We start from the raw sequence: 17241 nt of genomic DNA on the forward strand, positions 1-17241 counted from the left end.
AGACTACAAATGGCTGAAATCCCCCACTTGCTCGTCCACGAACATGCCGACAATGTCGGTGTTGTCGTGGTCGAGGGCCTGACGGCCGGCACCGATATGCTGGTCTGCGTAACCCATGACAATTCGACCTTCCGCCTGACATCTGGCGCTGATGTGCCAATCGGCCACAAGATCGCGCTGAAAGACTTCAAGGACGGAGATACCGCGATCAAATACGGCGAGGACATCGGCAAGATCATCGCGGACATTCCCAAGGGTGGCCACGTCCACACCCACAACTGCAAAACGAAGCGCTGGTAAGGAGTCCTCTTCATGGCACTCGATTTCAAAAATATGTCTGTGCATGCTTACCGTCGTGAGAATGGACGTGTCGGTGTTCGAAACCACGTGGTTATCTTGCCGGTCGACGATATCTCGAACGCGGCGTGCGAAGCCGTTGCAAATAACGTCAAAGGCACGCTTGCGATACCGCATGCCTATGGCCGCTTGCAGTTTGGCGCGGATCTGGAGCTGCACTTCCGGACCATGATTGGAACAGGGGCGAACCCCAATGTGGCCGCTGTTGTCGTGATCGGCATTGAGCCGGGTTGGACCAAACGGATTGCCGATGGCATTCGCGAAACCGGAAAACCGGTCGCTGAATTCTCGATCGAGCAGAAAGGCGACTTTGAAACCATCCGTCAGGCCAGCTGGGCCGCGAAGGAATTCGTGCATCTGACCTCGGAATACCAGCGCGAAGAATGCGCGCTGAACGAACTTTGGATCTCGACCAAATGCGGTGAATCCGACACCACCACTGGTTTGGGTTCCTGCCCGACGGTTGGCAATATGTACGACAAGCTGCTGCCCGAGGGCATCACCGGCTTTTTCGGCGAAACCTCCGAGATCACCGGCGCTGAGCACATCTGCCAGAAACGCGCGATCAACGAAGAAGTGGGCGAGCGCTGGTACAAGATGTGGAAAGCCTATCAGGACGACGTGATCTTTGCGCACCAGACCGATGACCTTTCGGATTCCCAGCCGACCAAAGGCAACATCGAAGGCGGCCTGACCACGATTGAGGAAAAAGCTTTGGGTAACCTCGAAAAGATCGGTCGGACCTCGCAATATATCGACATCCTCGATGCCGCCGAAGCGCCAAGCTCGGGCGCGGGGCTTTACTTCATGGACAGTTCCTCGGCCGCGGCGGAATGTGTGACCCTAATGGCAGCCGGTGGCGCAGTCATCCACACCTTCCCTACGGGTCAAGGCAATGTGGTGGGCAACCCGATTGTTCCGGTTATCAAGATCACCGCGAACCCTCGGACCGTGCGCACGATGGGCGAGCACGTGGACGTAGACGTGTCAGGCATCCTGCGCCGGGAACAGACCATTGACGAAGCGGGCGATGCACTGATCGACATGATCCGCCGCACAGCTAATGGCCGCAACACAGCCGCCGAAGCGCTTGGTCATCGCGAATTCTCGATGACCAAGCTCTATCGCAGCGCCTAAGTCGGGCAGGGGCGGCCCAAAGGTGCCGCCCCGCCACAAAACAACACCATGGTACATATGGAAAACATCGGCCTTTCCGAGGCCAAGGCCCTGATTTCAGGGGCGTTGATGGCTCAGGGGGTTTCGAGTGAACACTCTAAGTCCGTCGCCAACGCGCTGGTGGCGGCAGAAGCCGAAGGTCGGGCGGGTCACGGTTTTTCGCGTCTCGGGGACTATGTCGCGCAGGTGCGCAGCGGAAAGATAAACCCGGACGCAAACATTACTTCACGCTTGACCAGTCAAACCGCGATTTCCACCGACGCCGATTTCGGTTTTGCGTACCCGGCGCTGGATCATGCCATTTCGCAGGGTACAAGCGTGGCGCGTTCATACGGCACAGCAGCGATGTCGGTCAAAAACTCACATCATGCGGGGGCGTTGTCGGTGCAGGTCGAAAAGCTCGCCGCTGAGGGTCTTGTGGGCTTGATGTTTGCCAACGCCCCTCCGGCAATCGCGCCTTGGGGCGCCGCGAGTCCGGTTTTTGGCACCAACCCCATCGCCTTTGCAGCGCCGCGACGCGACGCACCGCCTCTGGTGATTGACTTGGCGCTTTCGCATGTTGCGCGCGGCAAGGTCATGCATGCAAAAAAGACAGGTAAGCCCATTCCACCGGACTGGGCCTTTGACAAAGACGGCAAGCCCACAACCGACCCAACCGCGGCATTGGAGGGTTCCATGGCCCCGGCCGGAGGGGCAAAGGGAACCGTCCTCGCCTTGATGGTTGAGGTTCTCGCGTCGGTTTTCACCGGTGCAAACCCCAGCTTAGGCGTGGCTTCGTTTTTTGACGCAGAGGGGCCTTCTCCGAGGTCCGGGCGGTTCCTGATTGCCATGAGCCCAAGCAATCTGGACGCCTTCACGGATCGTCTCGAAATGGTGCTGACGGCCATCGACAGCCTCGAAGGCGCACGACTTCCGGGGGATCGGAGGGCAAACTCGATCAGCCACGCGCAGGCGCATGGAATAGCGGTTCCCGGTCAATATCTTGATCTGGCTCGCGAACTCGCACGTGCAGAAGTCTGAGGCTGCCAAGATGATCGCCTCCCGCGGCACGACCGCCACAAACGCCCCCTAAATCGACAAAGGAACTGACTATGTACAAGCACATTCTGATCCCGGTCGCTCTGGACCACGAAGGCGTCGTTGCCAACAAAATCGCCGCTGGGCGGCGTCTGCTTGCCGAAGACGGTCGGATGACCTTGTTGACAGTGCTGGAAGACATACCCGGTTTCGTCGCCGAATTCGTGGAGTCGAAACCCGAGAACCACCTGACAGCGCGCATCAAGGACGAACTGGATCGCCTTGCAGGCGATGCGGGCGACATCTCGACCGAGGTTATCACTGGCAAGCCGGGCCTGAAGGTCGCGGAGTTTGCCCGCGAGAACCATGTTGATTTGGTTATTGTCGGATCTCACAAACCCGGCGTTCGAGACTATCTTCTGGGCTCGACGGCGTCGCGCATTTCACGCCGCGCGCCGTGTTCGGTCTTCATCCTTCGATGAGGGGCAAGGGGTCTCAGACCCTCAAAAGACCCGGTACTGTCCGTCCGGACAAAGAGACGCGGCTGTTGCTTGGCCAGAGCGACGGAACAAACCTGAGCGAGCAGCCCTATGATCGGCGCCGTTTGTCTTACGCGTCCACATTCAGCAACCCGGTTCAACGATGGGCAATCAAAGCGATCGAGTTGGCTACAAGCAAGCTCCATTTGTTGCGTCGCATCCGAAAATTCGAGGCAATGGGCGTGCCCGCTGGGCAACCCTTCTGGGGGCAGGCCCTCAAGGTGATGGGCATCGCGCTGCAAACGCCCGATGAAGAAATTCGTCAAATCCCGAGCAAAGGGCCCGTAGTGGTTGTCGCCAATCACCCGCACGGACTTGTCGACGGCATGATCCTGGCCGAACTGATCGGTCAGGTCCGAACCGACTATAAAATTCTAACGCGGTCTCTGCTGACGGGTGTGGTTGAGATTGACCAGTTCATGATCCCAGTGCCCTTCGATCATGAACCCGACGCTCTTGAAAAGAGCCTGGAAATGCGCCGAAAAGCTATGGAGCATCTTGCAAACGGAGGGTTGATCGCATTGTTCCCTTCCGGGGTTGTTGCCTCGTCGGACAGTTGGTGGGGGCCTGCGGTCGAACGCGAATGGAATCCCTTTACAGCCAAACTTATCCAGCGCTCTGGCGCTACAGTTGTCCCCATTCGCTTTCCCGGACGCAACAGTCGCGCATATCAAATCGCCAGCAATGTCTCCGCCACACTGCGCCAAGGGTTGCTTTTGTACGAGGTGCGGCATGCCTTGGATAAACCCCAGCGACCGATCGTCGGTGACCCTATTGAGAGAGACGAGATTGAAAAACGGGCAAACAATCCTCGGGAACTACTCGAGTTTCTAAGACGGCGCACTGTCTCTTTGACCAGTCGGCGTTGATCTCCCTTAGGGCCAATCAAAAAGAGAGCGTTTTGGGCAAGCGAGACTGTTTTGTGCCTAAAACTACTGCTTATTGCGCCCTTCAGAAAACGTTTGGTTCACGGGGCTTGGACGACATGCAGTTTGTTTCACATCGCGGTCTGCGCTTGCGCTGCAAACGAAACCTCTAGTACCAAGCAAACAGACTCCGCAGACCATTTGGGTTTTTGTTTGTGGTGTTAAAAACGAGTCGACTTGCAGTTGAACAGACCGCTACCAATGCTAGAGAACTAGGTCATTTCTAGAAAAGTTTGAGTACTCGGTTTTGGCTGATGGCGCTTGTTGGTGTCACGCAAAGAATGAACGTCAAAAAACTGCTTTTCTTTTGCTTCAGGAATACTTGCGGTTTCAAAAGACACCAAAACTGGTCAAACCGACGCCTTTTGTGTTCGCCTCACCATGGTTTCTCATTCCAACTCATCTGGGATGACGCCCGTCATGCGCCTTGGTGATCATGCAAGTTCTATGTTAGGGAAAGGCGCGCTCTGGTTCTTGAAGTGCAAATCAAATTAGAATGAAGATTCCAACAAAGGGAGAAATTAAATGTTTGAAAACAAAAGAACTGTTCGTGCGCCTGATGGCCGTCTGATCACTATCGATCAATCAGGAGTTTTTGCTCAGCCCGGTACCTATTCTGCACATCGCCAATCTGCGATCGCTACCGAAGACGTATACCACGGTGACCCTTCGCAGGTCGGTGCCAAGATTGATCCCGGTCAGCATGGAGCCAAAATTGACCCGTCTCAGCTGGGTGCAAAGATTGATCCGGGCCAAATTGGCGCCAAGATTGACCCCGGCCAGCACGGAGCCAAAATTGACCCATCTCAACTGGGAGCAAAGATTGATCCGGCCCAAGTCGGGGCGAAGATTCAACCAACTGCTTAAAACCAGTCAAAGCAACGTATTTGAGTGTTGGCTCAAGCCTTTGAGCCAACATTCGTGTCGCGCAGTATGAATCGTCATTGCGCGCACTGATAGGTTGTTCCCAGTCGCGTGAGAACTTGGTTTGAAACAATATTTTGATGGGACACATCGCATTCGCCCGCCCAAGCAGACGGTTGAGCTATTGCGGGACCTGTTTCCGGTTTTTGGCATTACGCGTATAGCGGATGTCACGGGGCTTGATCGTGTTGGGCTACCGACAACCGTCGTATGCAGGCCAAACTCGCGATCAATGGCCGTTTCTCAAGGGAAGGGCGTGACATATGACGCTGCGGTCGCTTCTGCCGTGATGGAGTCCATCGAGATTTTCCACGCGGAACGCATTGTGGCTCCGGTCATACTCGCGAGCCTTGAAGATATCAGATACACACACAGTGTTTTGCCAGTTGATCAGTTGCCGCTTAGCTATGAGGTGGAGTTTGATCCTTTCGCACCGAACCTCTGGATCGAAATGCAACTATTGACGGGTTCCGGAAATGTGTGGGTTCCCTACGAATTGGTTCATACAAACTACACGCGCCCTCTGCCGCCCGGGAGCGGGTTCTTTCTGTCGAGTTCGAACGGTCTGGCCTCGGGTAACTCACTTTCCGAGGCAAAGTTGCATGGCTTGTGTGAGGTGATCGAACGGGATGCTGTTGCGCTATGGTCGAGTTTGCCGTGGCCGGAACGAGATGCGCGTCGGATTGATCAACGGACGATCGAAGACCACGGTTTGTGCCACACCCTACGCAAGTTCAAAGACGCCGACATAAACTTGGCGATCTGGGACGTGACGACGGAAATCGGCGTGCCCGCCTACTTGGTATGGGCATGCGAAAATGGAAACGTGCCGGTACTTCTCTCTCGCCCATCTGTTGGGGCAGGGTGTCACCCGTCTCGGCAGATCGCGCTCTCGCGCGCCCTGACAGAAGCTGCGCAGGAACGGCTGACATTGATCACGGGCGCGCGCGATGATCTACACTCGGACTATTACTCGGAGATGAAGTTCCAAGAAACGATTGCCCGACCTGGATGCCTGAGTTTTGACTCCAGGCAGTCGTATGAAAGCAAATCTCCCGAGGGAGATCTTGTTTGGCTCAAATCGCGGTTGACTGCCGCTGGACTGGACGGTGCCTGCTTCATCGACATTACAGCCGACTATGTCGCCGATCGCATCGCAGTTGTACGGGTGCTCGTCCCCGGGTTGGAGGGGCCGCATGACGACCCACGCTACACGCCGGGACTGCGTGCGCAAAACGCATCAGAGTTAATGCAATGACCGTTTTTGTTTTCTGCGGCCCCACTATTCACGAAAGTGAAGCCAAACAGATTTTGGCGGCTGAGTATCTACCGCCGGCGGCTCAGGGGGATGTATTGAATGCGGTCGCGCGAAAGCCACGCGCCATAGGAATAATTGACGGTTATTTTCAGTTCACACCGTCTGTGTTGCACAAGGAAATACTCTGGGCGCTTGATCAGGGTGTGCATGTATTCGGCAGCTCCAGCATGGGTGCGTTGAGGGCAGCGGAGCTGCATAGTTTTGGGATGAAAGGGGTTGGCCGCATCTTTGAGGAATACCGCGACGGTCTATTGACGCGTGACGACGAGGTCGCCTTGAATCACGGACCTGCCGAACTGAAATACCCGTCGTTGTCAGAGCCGCTTGTAAACATCAGAGCAACACTTGAGGTTGCTTCGGAAAACAAAGTCATTTCCCAAGAAACGTCCGATAAGCTCCTGAATCTTATGGATCAAGAGTATTTCTCTAATCGCTCGTACAAACATATGCTGCACCTCGGCGAACAGCACAACGTGCAACCCGATGAATTGCTTCTGCTTGAACGATGGCTCGAGAACAATACGGTCAATCAGAAAAAAATAGATGCGATCGAAATGCTTAAGTCTATGGACGTATTTCTACGCGACACACCTGGTCCGTTCACTGCGCGCTTCCGGCTGGAGCGAACATCAATATTTGATCAGCTCACATCATGATAGCTCGCCTCAAACCATCGCAACTCTACGCCAATGGTCCAGCTTACTTTGCGCTTGGCGTGTTTTTTATGTCTGCGATGGATGCGGTCGCCAAGGTGCTATCCGAGACGTATTCCGGCCTTCAGATCATCTTGTTTGAAAGCGCCTTTGGCCTTTTGTTCTTCCTTTTGTTCATTGCGCCTCGAAACTGGAGATCCTTGGCTTCACCAAGATGGCCGCTATTGATGGCCAGAGGGGTGCTGACCCTAGGCACAATGTACTTTTTCATTTCCGGTCTTCAAAACTTGCCGCTTGCCGAAGTGACCATGATCTTCATGGTCGCGCCTATCTTTTCGATGGTCTTGTCTTCACTTGTGTTTCGAGAACATCCCGGGCTTCCACAACTACTTGCACTCGTTTCAGGCGCTATGGGCGCTTTACTTTTGATACGCCCGCCGGGCCTAGGTCTTAACGTGGCAGCCTTTTTTCCATTGGCGGCGGCGTTGTGTAGCGCACTCGGCTTAATCACGGCGCGTGCCCTTTCAAGACGGGATACACCGGAAGCAATCGCCGGATATGAGTATCTCATGGTCTTTGCGGCAGCCGCTGTTTTGGTTCCCTATGGGAGATACGTTCCAAGTTCTTCCGACCTCTGGCTCGTTGGCTTACTGGGTGTTTGTGGCGCTTTGTGTGTGTATTTCAGAACGTCAGCATGTTCCTTCTCACCAATTAGTACGCTGGCCTCGATTGAGTATTCCGGAATGCTCTGGGCAGTATTCTTCGGATATTTGATCTGGAATACCTTGCCCGATTTGTGGGGCTGGATAGGCGCTGGCCTCATCACAATTGGCGGTCTTTTGGCCAACAAAACCAAAGAGAGCGCGACTCTTGTCTAAAGATACGATTTTTGGCGAAAGCCGTCTTTTGGTATATGAACCAGGGCGAACATATAGTAGCCTGCTTGACTTTATCCCTTTGTGAAAAGCGACTTATAGGTCAGGCTTGCGACTTGCCCGTATAGAAATCCGTCAATTCTTCCGCCAATGATTTGTAGAGTTGATGCACGTCTTCAATTCCCGGAACTTCAAGCTGATCAATCCTTTCCAAAAATGGACAGTTCACAACGCTGATTGCCTGCCCTTCGTGGTCCAGCACAGGGTAGGCGAGGTTCGTCACCCCAACCGCTGTGGCTGATGGCATTTGCTCATAACCCCACTCGCGTATGCGGGCGACATGCTCCCTGAATTCAACGACGTCCAATTCCGGCTCACCTTGCGCAAGCCTGTGATTGTCCAGCAGGTCGTCAAGGTCGGCGTCACTGCGAAATGCGGCAAGAACACGGCCGGTGCCGGTATTCCCAAGGCCAATCACGGTTCCGACGCGCAATGCCAAACCCCAGTTCCCGGGAGAGGCAATCGAGGCGACAACAACTATATCTCCGTTGCTCTCCATCCCCATATGGCAGGATTGCCAGGCCTTTCGCGTAGCGGCCCGCATTTTGGGTGTCGCCATCTCAAGCAACCGTTCGACTGGAGGATACCTTTGTGAAATAGCAAACATTTTCAGGCTGAGCGAATAGAGATCATCGTCAGAGGACCGGATCACATAACCGCGTCGCACCAGTGTGGACAGCATGCGGTAGATTTCGCTTTGGGACCGGTCCAGAGCGCGTGCAATGTCGCCTTGCGACAGCCCGTCCGCATACAGCGATAGCAACTCGATGATGTCCAAACCCTTCTCTAGGGCAGGGGCACGATATTTCTCTGAAGTTGCCGACACGTATTCCTCCCAATTCGCGCTTGCGGGCGAATGCGTGGGCAAAGTGACTTGAATTTGCAGTGTGAGTCAATGTTGATTTATTAGTAAATAAAAGTTTTAAATACAAAGTAAAGCGATGCGGGAGAGTCTCTAAAACGAGATCAGGGAGAAGCAAGTGAGGAAATCGTCCCATACAATCAATGGATTGCTTGCAAGCTGCGTCATTCTGATCGCGGGTGCAGTGCACGCCGAATCGGACTGGAGGTCTTTCCCCGAGGCTGTTTTTAGACCCAAGCTGATTGGTGGACAGAAAAACGAAGGTTTGTATGTCGACATAGGCGGTTTTGTTTCGGACGACTCTATTTCCAAATTCGCACCAAACAACACTAATGCACCTCCCAAGAACGGCGAGCTTCTGCTGCTGCAGTGCGCGCAGTTTGACGTTTCGGAACTGGGCTATCTCAAGTCGAACTCCGAAGGCGCGAAACAGGCTGCAATGAATAAAGCGCAATGCAACAAGGCTCTGTCCGTCTCCGAAACCTGGCCACAGGTGAAGGATCAGGCGATCTTCTACGGCACAAATGATGCAAACACGCAGGAAGCCCTCGTTTACCAGCCCCACGAGGTGGCTGTGGCCGAAAGCGATAAGTGCATTGTGAGCTTGAACACCGACTGGCGAGCATTGCCGTTGTTGATTGGCCTTGATGAGGCGCAAGCATCTCTGACAGGCACCTCTTCGAAGATGAGGGTCGATTTGGGTCAGGACGTGATCGAGGGAAGTCTCTCACCTAACCTGCAGTGGCAGGGCAGCGGCGTGTTCTCCAACGATCCAAAATCGTCCAAGGCCGCTGGCAATGTCGGCGTGACGAGCCAGCCGTTGGGGTCGGTCACGCGCGCTTGCTGGTCGGGCCACAACGGTTTCTTGGACACTAACGGCTGCGAAAACAGTGACACCGTTGATACGTTTGCGAATTTCCAAACGAGCAAAATCCAACCGCTAGCTGTAAGCGCGGGAGGTTCGGGAACATTATCTCATGGCTGAATTTGACGCATCAAACCAAGGCGTAGAACGCCATCACCTGCGTGGGTTTCCTGATGGCTCTACACCTGCGACTGATTTGTGCCGCAGCGAAAACAAACAATGGGCACCCATGACCAAAGTTTATCATACGGATTGAGGACGACATGACCAAACCACAGGGCCGTCTGGCCGGAAAGAAAGCACTGATTACTGCCGCAGGGCAGGGCATTGGCCGCGCCAGCATCGAGAAATATGTGGCCGAAGGCGCGCAGGTGATTGCCTGCGATATCAATGATGCAACGCTTGCGGAACTGGCTGCGATCGAGCGTGTGACGGCTCTGAAGCTGGACGTCACCGATGCGGATGCCGTGGCTGGGGTCGTCGCAACCGTCGGAGCGCTGGACGTTTTGTTCAACTGCGCAGGGTTCGTTGGGGCTGGGTCCATTCTGGATTGCGACGACGACCAGTGGGATTTCAGCTTTGATCTGAACGTCAAGGCGATGTACAGGCTGGCTAAGCTGGTTCTGCCTGGCATGTTGGAAAATGGCGGTGGTTCGATCATCAACATGTCTTCGGTCGCATCGTCGATCAAAGGCGTGCCGAACCGCTTTTCGTACTGCGCGTCCAAAGCGGCCGTGATTGGCCTGACGAAATCGATCGCCGCTGACTTCATCACGCAGGGCATCCGCTGCAACGCGATCTGCCCTGGCACCGTAGATAGCCCCAGCCTACACGACCGCCTGCGCGCCACCGGCGACTATGAGCAAGCGATGAAAGACTTCATCGCGCGCCAGCCCATGGGCCGTATCGGTCACGCAGACGAGGTTGCCGCCTTGGCCGTCTATCTGGGCAGCGATGAGACCGCATTCACCACCGGACAGACCTTCGCCATCGATGGCGGCTGGACCGTTTGATCAGGGAGATTTGAGATGAAACTGCTGCGTTACGGTCCGGTCGGACAAGAAAAACCCGGCCTTATGGATGAAAATGGCGTGATCCGCGATTTGTCGGGTGTCATTGACGATATAGCGGGCGACGCGTTGTCGGATGCCGGGCTTGATGCCTTGCGCGCGTTGGATGTGGATGCTCTGCCCGAGGTCGAAGGTACCCCGCGCATTGGAGCCTGTGTCGGGCATGTGGGCAAGTTCATTTGCATCGGCCTGAACTATGCCGACCACGCTACTGAATCTGGCATGGCCCTGCCCGAAGAACCGGTGATCTTCTTCAAGGCGACCTCGGCGATCATGGGGCCTGATGACACTGTGGAAATCCCCCGCAACTCAGTCAAAACCGATTGGGAGGTCGAACTGGGTGTGGTGATCGGCAAGCATACAAAATACGTATCCGTCGAGGACGCGCTGGACCATGTCGCGGGCTATTGCGTGGTCAACGATCTGTCTGAACGCGACTTCCAGCTGCACCGCTCGGGCCAGTGGGTCAAGGGCAAGTCCGCCGACACGTTTGGCCCCATCGGCCCATGGCTGGTGACGCGTGATGAGGTGTCGGACCCGCAGAACCTGCCGATGTATCTTGAGGTGAACGGGCATCGGTATCAGGACGGCTCGACCAGAACGATGCATTTTGATGTTGCGACAGTGATCTCGCACCTGTCGCAGTTCATGTCATTGCAGCCGGGTGATGTGATCTCGACGGGGACGCCTCCGGGCGTGGGTATGGGGCAGGACCCGCAAACCTATCTGAAACCCGGCGACCGGATGGAGCTGGGGATCGAAGGGTTGGGCGTTCAGCGCCAAACCGTTGAGGCCAGCAAGTGACCCGGATTACCGGCATTCGGACCGAGGACCTGCGGTTCCCGACCTCGGCCAGTTTGGATGGGTCGGATGCGATGAACCCCGATCCCGACTACTCTGCCGCCTATGTGGTGCTGGAAACTGACGGCGCGCATGAGGGCCACGGACTGACCTTCACCATCGGGCGCGGCAATGAGATCTGCGTGGCCGCGATCGAAGCCCTCGGTGCGTTGGTCAAAGGGCTGGAGCTGGACTGGATCACCGAAGATATGGGCCGGTTCTGGCGTCATATCACCGGCGACAGCCAACTGCGCTGGATTGGTCCCGACAAGGGGGCGATCCACCTAGCGACCGGCGCGGTCGTGAACGCCGCGTGGGACCTGTGGGCCAAAGAGGCCGGCAAACCCGTCTGGCAATTGGTCAGCGAAATGACCCCCGAAGAAATCGTACGCCTGATCGACTTCCGCTACCTGACCGATGCGATCACCCCGGATGAGGCGCTGGCGATGCTGCGTGTCGCTGAACCGGGCAAAGCGGAACGCATCGCCAAACTGAGGGCCGAGGGCTATCCCTGCTACACCACCTCGGCGGGGTGGCTGGGCTATCCTGACGACAAGCTGCGCCGTCTATGCCATGAGGCCAAGGAGGCGGGCTTTACCCATACCAAGTTCAAGGTCGGCCGCGATCTGGATGACGACATTCGCCGCCTGACCATCGCCCGCGAAGTGCTGGGCGACGACATGAACATCATGATCGACGCCAATCAGGTGTGGGAGGTCGATCAGGCGATCCACTGGGTCAAGGCCCTGTCCTTTGCGCGCCCCTTCTTCATTGAAGAACCCACAAGCCCTGATGACGTTTTTGGCCACAAGACGATCCGCGAGGGCGTCGCACCGGTCAAAGTAGCGACCGGCGAGATGTGCCAGAACCGGATCATGTTCAAGCAGTTCATCAAGGAAGGCGCGATCGACATCGTTCAGATCGACAGCTGCCGGATGGGTGGGCTGAACGAGGTGCTCGCAGTCATGCTGATGGCGGCGAAATACGATCTGCCGGTTTGGCCCCATGCCGGGGGCGTGGGCCTGTGCGAATACGTCCAGCATATGTCGATGATCGACTACATCGCGATCTCGGGTGAGAAGGACAGCAAGCGGATCGAGTATGTCGATCACCTGCATGAGCACTTTATCCACCCATGCGTGGTTAAGAACGGAGCCTATTTGGCGCCGGCGCAGCCCGGGTTCTCGATCGAGATGAAAACCGACAGCATCAGAGAGTTCCGGTTTCTGCCCCCAATGGCAGCGGAATAAACCCCTATGGCTTGCCTCAAATAGCAACATCAATCGGGCTGCGCTTTACCCGACCTGAAGGAGATACAATACGTTCAACTTTGGGAAACGGCCTTTGGGGCCGCCAGTATTGTTGGGCTCGGCGAAACCGCAGCTTTGTCGCAACGCCGGTTTACTGCAAGAAACTTTGACCCACCACGCGCGATACATGACACCATCCAAGTATTGGCTCAAGTTTTCGAACCAAACCATGACGGATGGCCAGCTGATTCGTCATGCAGGTTATGAAAAAAATGTATATCTGCGAACTGGCCAAGACGCTTCGACAGGTTTGACTAAGTGACATCTAACATGTTTTTCGCGCACCGCTTTTGCGAAATTGGGGCAAGCCGCAGTTACCCTGACGTTGCATTGTTTGATCGGAAAAACGGCATCCTCTCATGCGGCCACGAACATATCCTTGTACTGGTCACGCAGGATGTTCTTTTGAACCTTTCCCATGGTGTTGCGGGGAAGTTCATCCATCAGAATCAACTTCCGGGGGTGTTTGAACCGCGCGAGGCTGTTGCACACAGCAGCCTGCATCTGTTCAAGGTTGGGGGTCTCGCCCGGTTCTGCGACAATTACACCAAGAACCGTTTCTCCGAAGTCTGGGTGGGGTACGCCAACGACGGCGCTTTCCAGCACGCCGGGTTGGTCATCGAGCACCAGTTCAATCTCCTTGGGGTAGATATTATAGCCACCTGAGATGATCAGGTCTTTGTTTCGGCCTACGATCTGGACATAGCCCTCTTCATCGATCCGGCCCAGATCGCCGGTGATGAAAAAGCCGTTCTCGCGCAACTCGGCCGCGGTTTTTTCAGGCATTTGCCAATAGCCCTGGAATACGTTTGGTCCGCGCACCTCGATCTCTCCAATCTCGCCATTGGGCAGGGCGTTGCCATCAGAGTCGCAGATTTTCAGCTCAACCCCGGGCAGAGGGACCCCGACGGTGCCTGCGCGACGCTCCCCTTCATAGGGGTTTGATGTATTCATGTTGGTTTCGGTCATGCCGTAGCGTTCGAGTATGCGGTGTCCGGTGCGCTGTTCGAACTGCACATGCGTTTCCGCCAGCAAGGGCGCGGAACCGGAAACAAAAAGGCGCATGTGTTCGGCCAGTTCCCTTGTGAACCGATCGTCATCCAACAGGCGGGTGTAGAAAGTGGGCACGCCCATCATTGTCGTGGCCTGAGGCATCTGACGGATAACCTCGTCCAGATCGAACTTAGGCATGAAAATAATGCTACTGCCCGCAGCCAGTGACACGTTAGTTGCCACAAACAGTCCGTGAGTGTGAAAGATCGGCAGCGCGTGCAGCAGCACGTCGTCGGATGTGAAACGCCATTCTTCGACGAGCGTTTCGGCATTCGACAACAGGTTGTTCTGGGTAAGCATCGCGCCTTTGGACCGGCCGGTGGTGCCCGATGTGTAGAGGAATGCGGCCAAATCCTCGCCGTCCCGATCGACAGTGTCGAAGCTGAGAGGCATTACCGACGCCTTTTCCATCAGGCTGCCGCTGCCATCCGCGTTCAGGGTCTCTACGCGCGCGCTCAGTTGCGCGCCAATGGGGGCAAGTTTCTCTTCACTTTTGGCGTCACAGACAATCAGCGAGGCACCGCTGTTTTCAATAAAGTAGGTCAGCTCATCAACGGTATAGGCGGTATTCAAGGGTAAAAACACCAGGCCGGCCTGCGCGCAGGCGGCATAGAGGGCCAGCGCTTCTGCTGATTTCTCGATCTGCGCCGCAACCCGGTCGCCGGGCTTTAGGCCTAACTGTGTGGTCAGGTGGGCGATCTGCGCTGCGGTGCTTAAAAAGTCCTGATGCGTTATCACCGAACCGTGGAGCAAATGCAAAAAAGGTGTGTCTTTGCCGGCGTGAGCGCCGAACAAACCGTCATAGAGAGGATTGGCCATAGGGATTACCTTTCCTGTGTCGATGTGAGAGAGGCGGACGCGGCAAGCGATTTGACCTCGGTCGAGGCGACCACCTCGCGGGTATTCGCAAATTGCTCGTGGTTCTGCGCCACGCGGCTAAGGTCATAGAGATAGTTGACCATGGTGCCGCCGGACTGTGCCCGGCCCTTGTCCGACGTATCGGCATCCGCATGAACCGCATGAACCAGCGCACCGTTGCCAAGATGGAACCGCGCCACCGGGTCGAAAGGCATGTTGCCCCGGCCCTTGGCGTTCAGCAGGTAATGCGCTGCCAGCGCCTTCATCTGATCGGGCTTTTCGACGTCCCATTCGGTGTTTTCCTGCGTCAGCCACTTGGTCAGACCCGGAATGGGCGACAGGGTGACAAAGGTTTTCAATCCCGACAGTTCCGCCGCCAGATCCGAGGCCACCTGCTTGATCAGCGAGTTGCCGAACGAGATGCTGGCCAACCCGGCCTGACAGTTCGAGATCGAGTAGAACACAGCCGTATCCGCCTGATCTTGCGGCAGAGGATCACGGTCTTCGGCAAGCAGTGCCTGCACCGAGCCCGGGATGCCTTGGTTCAGCGCCACTTCGACAAAGATCAGCGGCTCATCAGGCATAGAGGGGTGGAAGAACGCAAAGCAGCGCCGGTCGGTGGGTTCCAGCCTGCGGCGCAGGTCGTCCCAGCTGTCGATGGCGTGGACCGCCTCGTACGCGATGATCTTTTCCAGAATATGCGCAGGGCTTTCCCAGTTGATCGGGCGCAGCACCAGAAAGCCACGGTTGAACCAGCTGGCGAACAGGTGCCGGAAGTCCAGGTCAAGCGCCTGCAGTTCCGGTTCCTTGCCGCCCAGCCGCAGCAGATCTGCACGCATCTGTACCAGTGCGCCGGTGGCACCGGGCACGCGGTTCAACCGGCGGATCAATTCCTGTCGGGCCGGTTCCACCGCAGCCGCAAAGCTGCGATAGGTCGCTTTCGACGGGTCGCGTTCGTATTCATCCAGCGACGACCGCACCGCCTCGGGGTCGATATTCATGGCCGAGGCGATATAGCGGAAGAACTCCAGCTTTTCCTCGTCGCCCAGAGTGTCGAACCGGGTTAGGATTTCCTCGGCCAGCGCCAGCCCCGAAGTCTCGCCCGCTGACCCGACCAGCGCATCGGCCAGTTCGGTCAGCGGGCGGCCGTCGAGAGCCGCCGCGCCCGAGCGGCGATAGCGCCGCTCGAACACGGTGGACAGAAGATCCGCCAGCAGGGTCATACCGCCGCTCCCATCACCAGGTCAGGCAACCAGGTGGCAAGACCGGGGAACAGGCAGAGCAGGACAATCGCAATTACCATGCAGGCCACGAAGGGGAGGGAGCCGGTCAGGATGGTTTTCAGCGAGATGTCGGGCGCGATGCCGTTGATCACATAGAGGTTCAAGCCGACGGGGGGTGAGATCAGGCCAATCTCCATGTTGATTGTCAATACAACCGCAAACCAGATCGGATCGAAGCCAGCGGTGGTGATGATCGGCAGCAGGATCGGTGCCGCCATCAGGATCACAGCGACGGGGGGCAGGAAGAACCCGGCGATCAGAAGGAACACGTTGACCGCACCCATCAGAACCCAGCGGTTCACATCCAGCGTACCGATCCATTCGGCAATCGCCTGCGTGATGAACAGCGAACTGAGCATGTACGAAAACACACCGGCAGCGGCGATGATGAAAAGGATCATCACGCTTTCCTTGGTGCTGTCGCGCAGCACGACCCAGATGTCCTTGGGGTTCCACAGCTTGTAGATGATCATTGCGATCAGCAGGCAGAGCAGGGCGCCAACGGCAGCCGTTTCCGATGGCGTGGCGATACCGCCATACATGGCGTACAGCACACCCAGAATGATGCCGAGGAAGGGTAGAACCCGCGGCAGGATCTCGAAACGTTCACGCCAAGTGTAGCTGCCAGACCCCAGACGGGTTGCGTCACCGGATTTCCAGGTCGAATACAGAGACCAGGCCATGAACAGACCAACCAGCATCAAGCCGGGGATCACGCCGGCCAAAAACAGACGGCCGATCGAGGTCTCGGTGGCGATGCCGTAGACGATCATGGTGACCGAGGGCGGGATCAAGATGCCAAGCGTACCACCTGCGGCGATGGAACCTGCGGCAACGCCGTCGGGATAGCCGCGCTTGCGCATCTCGGGGATGCCCATCTTGCCGATGGCGGCACATGTGGCAGGTGAAGATCCGGACATGGCTGCGAACAAAGCGCAGGCGCCAAGGTTGGATACGACCAACCCTCCGGGTACACGGGTCAGCCAGCGTTCCAAGGCTTCGTACAAGTCGGCTCCGGCCCTCGTCGACGCGATGGACGCCCCCATGATGATAAACATCGGGATCGACAGAAGGGCAAAGTTATCCAGCTTTCCGAACAAAATCTCAGGCATCAGTTCCAGCGAACGCGGGCCGTCGAAGACAATCAGAAACCCGGCTGAAACGATCAGCAAACCGATGGCGACCGACACGCCCGAAAACAGAACAAGGATGGTGGCGATGGCGACAATGGCGCCGAGCAGAAGGGGGTCCATCG

Annotated in this window: 17 protein-coding genes; 13 read left to right on the plus strand and 4 right to left on the minus strand. The window is 56.4% G+C overall.

What is annotated here, in order from left to right:
* Positions 1-9: 9 nt before the first annotated feature.
* From ACR0J4_RS19095 to ACR0J4_RS19135, 9 genes are all read left to right on the plus strand, one after another.
* Complete coding sequence (locus ACR0J4_RS19095; protein WP_170378184.1) at positions 10-300, plus strand: UxaA family hydrolase; 291 nt, start codon at positions 10-12, stop codon at positions 298-300.
* A 12-nt stretch (positions 301-312) separates the two neighbouring features.
* Positions 313-1494 (plus strand): UxaA family hydrolase, encoded by a 1182-nt coding sequence (locus tag ACR0J4_RS19100; protein WP_170467617.1) that lies wholly within the window; start codon positions 313-315, stop codon positions 1492-1494.
* Positions 1495-1542: 48 nt separating this feature from the next.
* Positions 1543-2553 carry an Ldh family oxidoreductase gene (locus tag ACR0J4_RS19105; RefSeq protein WP_480668782.1) on the plus strand — a complete coding sequence of 337 codons (1011 nt, stop codon included), beginning with the start codon at positions 1543-1545 and terminating at the stop codon, positions 2551-2553.
* A 71-nt stretch (positions 2554-2624) separates the two neighbouring features.
* A complete protein-coding gene (locus tag ACR0J4_RS19110; RefSeq protein ID WP_170643950.1) occupies positions 2625-3032 on the plus strand; it encodes a universal stress protein in 408 nt (135 codons plus the stop codon).
* Positions 3033-3313: 281 nt separating this feature from the next.
* Complete coding sequence (locus ACR0J4_RS19115; protein ID WP_480668783.1) at positions 3314-3958, plus strand: lysophospholipid acyltransferase family protein; 645 nt, start codon at positions 3314-3316, stop codon at positions 3956-3958.
* Positions 3959-4540: 582 nt separating this feature from the next.
* The gene (locus ACR0J4_RS19120) at positions 4541-4882 is read left to right on the plus strand and encodes a DUF4573 domain-containing protein (protein WP_170549826.1); all 342 of its coding nucleotides are present in this window, start codon (positions 4541-4543) and stop codon (positions 4880-4882) included.
* Between the two features lie 121 nt (positions 4883-5003).
* Positions 5004-6197: a YcaO-like family protein gene (locus ACR0J4_RS19125; RefSeq protein WP_480668784.1), complete on the plus strand. Its 1194-nt coding sequence runs from the start codon at positions 5004-5006 to the stop codon at positions 6195-6197.
* Complete coding sequence (locus ACR0J4_RS19130; RefSeq protein WP_170643954.1) at positions 6194-6913, plus strand: TfuA-like protein; 720 nt, start codon at positions 6194-6196, stop codon at positions 6911-6913. The genes ACR0J4_RS19125 and ACR0J4_RS19130 overlap by 4 nt, the downstream gene beginning before the upstream one ends.
* Positions 6910-7788, plus strand: coding sequence for a DMT family transporter (locus ACR0J4_RS19135; protein ID WP_170643956.1), 879 nt, complete (start codon positions 6910-6912; stop codon positions 7786-7788). The genes ACR0J4_RS19130 and ACR0J4_RS19135 overlap by 4 nt, the downstream gene beginning before the upstream one ends.
* 100 nt (positions 7789-7888) lie before the next feature.
* On the opposite strand, the gene ACR0J4_RS19140 is transcribed toward ACR0J4_RS19135, so the two are convergent.
* A complete protein-coding gene (locus ACR0J4_RS19140; protein ID WP_170549819.1) occupies positions 7889-8671 on the minus strand; it encodes an IclR family transcriptional regulator in 783 nt (260 codons plus the stop codon).
* A gap of 154 nt (positions 8672-8825) precedes the next feature.
* Between ACR0J4_RS19140 and ACR0J4_RS19145 the strand changes: the two genes are divergently transcribed.
* The 4 genes from ACR0J4_RS19145 to ACR0J4_RS19160 all read left to right on the plus strand — a co-directional run bounded on the left by ACR0J4_RS19145 (position 8826) and on the right by ACR0J4_RS19160 (position 12732).
* Complete coding sequence (locus ACR0J4_RS19145) at positions 8826-9692, plus strand: hypothetical protein (RefSeq protein WP_170643958.1); 867 nt, start codon at positions 8826-8828, stop codon at positions 9690-9692.
* Positions 9693-9835: 143 nt separating this feature from the next.
* On the plus strand, positions 9836-10585 hold the full coding sequence (locus ACR0J4_RS19150) for an SDR family oxidoreductase (RefSeq protein ID WP_170549812.1): 750 nt from the start codon (positions 9836-9838) through the stop codon (positions 10583-10585).
* A 15-nt stretch (positions 10586-10600) separates the two neighbouring features.
* The gene (locus ACR0J4_RS19155) at positions 10601-11446 is read left to right on the plus strand and encodes a fumarylacetoacetate hydrolase family protein (RefSeq protein WP_170549809.1); all 846 of its coding nucleotides are present in this window, start codon (positions 10601-10603) and stop codon (positions 11444-11446) included.
* Positions 11443-12732 carry an L-fuconate dehydratase gene (locus ACR0J4_RS19160; protein WP_170643960.1) on the plus strand — a complete coding sequence of 430 codons (1290 nt, stop codon included), beginning with the start codon at positions 11443-11445 and terminating at the stop codon, positions 12730-12732. The genes ACR0J4_RS19155 and ACR0J4_RS19160 overlap by 4 nt, the downstream gene beginning before the upstream one ends.
* A 417-nt stretch (positions 12733-13149) precedes the next feature.
* On the opposite strand, the gene ACR0J4_RS19165 is transcribed toward ACR0J4_RS19160, so the two are convergent.
* Genes ACR0J4_RS19165 through ACR0J4_RS19175 form a run of 3 tightly spaced genes read right to left on the minus strand, consistent with a single transcriptional unit; the run spans position 13150 to position 17239 of the window.
* The gene (locus ACR0J4_RS19165; protein ID WP_170643962.1) at positions 13150-14664 is read right to left on the minus strand and encodes a malonate--CoA ligase; all 1515 of its coding nucleotides are present in this window, start codon (positions 14662-14664) and stop codon (positions 13150-13152) included.
* 5 nt (positions 14665-14669) lie between these two features.
* Positions 14670-15926, minus strand: a complete 1257-nt coding sequence (locus ACR0J4_RS19170; RefSeq protein WP_170643964.1) for a malonyl-CoA decarboxylase domain-containing protein — start codon at positions 15924-15926, stop codon at positions 14670-14672.
* Positions 15923-17239 (minus strand): TRAP transporter large permease, encoded by a 1317-nt coding sequence (locus ACR0J4_RS19175; protein ID WP_170463731.1) that lies wholly within the window; start codon positions 17237-17239, stop codon positions 15923-15925. The genes ACR0J4_RS19170 and ACR0J4_RS19175 overlap by 4 nt, the downstream gene beginning before the upstream one ends.
* Positions 17240-17241 lie beyond the last annotated feature (2 nt).

The organism is Ruegeria sp. B10 (genome assembly GCF_056539825.1).

Excerpts from the sequence above, each read along its gene's own strand:
- ACR0J4_RS19095 (WP_170378184.1), top strand. The coding sequence starts at position 10 with ATGGCTGAAATCCCCCACTTGCTCGTCCACGAACATGCCGACAATGTC.
- ACR0J4_RS19165 (WP_170643962.1), bottom strand. The coding sequence starts at position 14,664 with ATGGCCAATCCTCTCTATGACGGTTTGTTCGGCGCTCACGCCGGCAAA.
- ACR0J4_RS19170 (WP_170643964.1), bottom strand. The coding sequence starts at position 15,926 with ATGACCCTGCTGGCGGATCTTCTGTCCACCGTGTTCGAGCGGCGCTAT.
- ACR0J4_RS19105 (WP_480668782.1), top strand. The coding sequence starts at position 1,543 with ATGGTACATATGGAAAACATCGGCCTTTCCGAGGCCAAGGCCCTGATT.
- ACR0J4_RS19135 (WP_170643956.1), top strand. The coding sequence starts at position 6,910 with ATGATAGCTCGCCTCAAACCATCGCAACTCTACGCCAATGGTCCAGCT.
- ACR0J4_RS19130 (WP_170643954.1), top strand. The coding sequence starts at position 6,194 with ATGACCGTTTTTGTTTTCTGCGGCCCCACTATTCACGAAAGTGAAGCC.
- ACR0J4_RS19110 (WP_170643950.1), top strand. The coding sequence starts at position 2,625 with ATGTACAAGCACATTCTGATCCCGGTCGCTCTGGACCACGAAGGCGTC.
- ACR0J4_RS19115 (WP_480668783.1), top strand. The coding sequence starts at position 3,314 with ATGGGCATCGCGCTGCAAACGCCCGATGAAGAAATTCGTCAAATCCCG.
- ACR0J4_RS19150 (WP_170549812.1), top strand. The coding sequence starts at position 9,836 with ATGACCAAACCACAGGGCCGTCTGGCCGGAAAGAAAGCACTGATTACT.
- ACR0J4_RS19100 (WP_170467617.1), top strand. The coding sequence starts at position 313 with ATGGCACTCGATTTCAAAAATATGTCTGTGCATGCTTACCGTCGTGAG.
- ACR0J4_RS19120 (WP_170549826.1), top strand. The coding sequence starts at position 4,541 with ATGTTTGAAAACAAAAGAACTGTTCGTGCGCCTGATGGCCGTCTGATC.
- ACR0J4_RS19175 (WP_170463731.1), bottom strand. The coding sequence starts at position 17,239 with ATGGACCCCCTTCTGCTCGGCGCCATTGTCGCCATCGCCACCATCCTT.
- ACR0J4_RS19155 (WP_170549809.1), top strand. The coding sequence starts at position 10,601 with ATGAAACTGCTGCGTTACGGTCCGGTCGGACAAGAAAAACCCGGCCTT.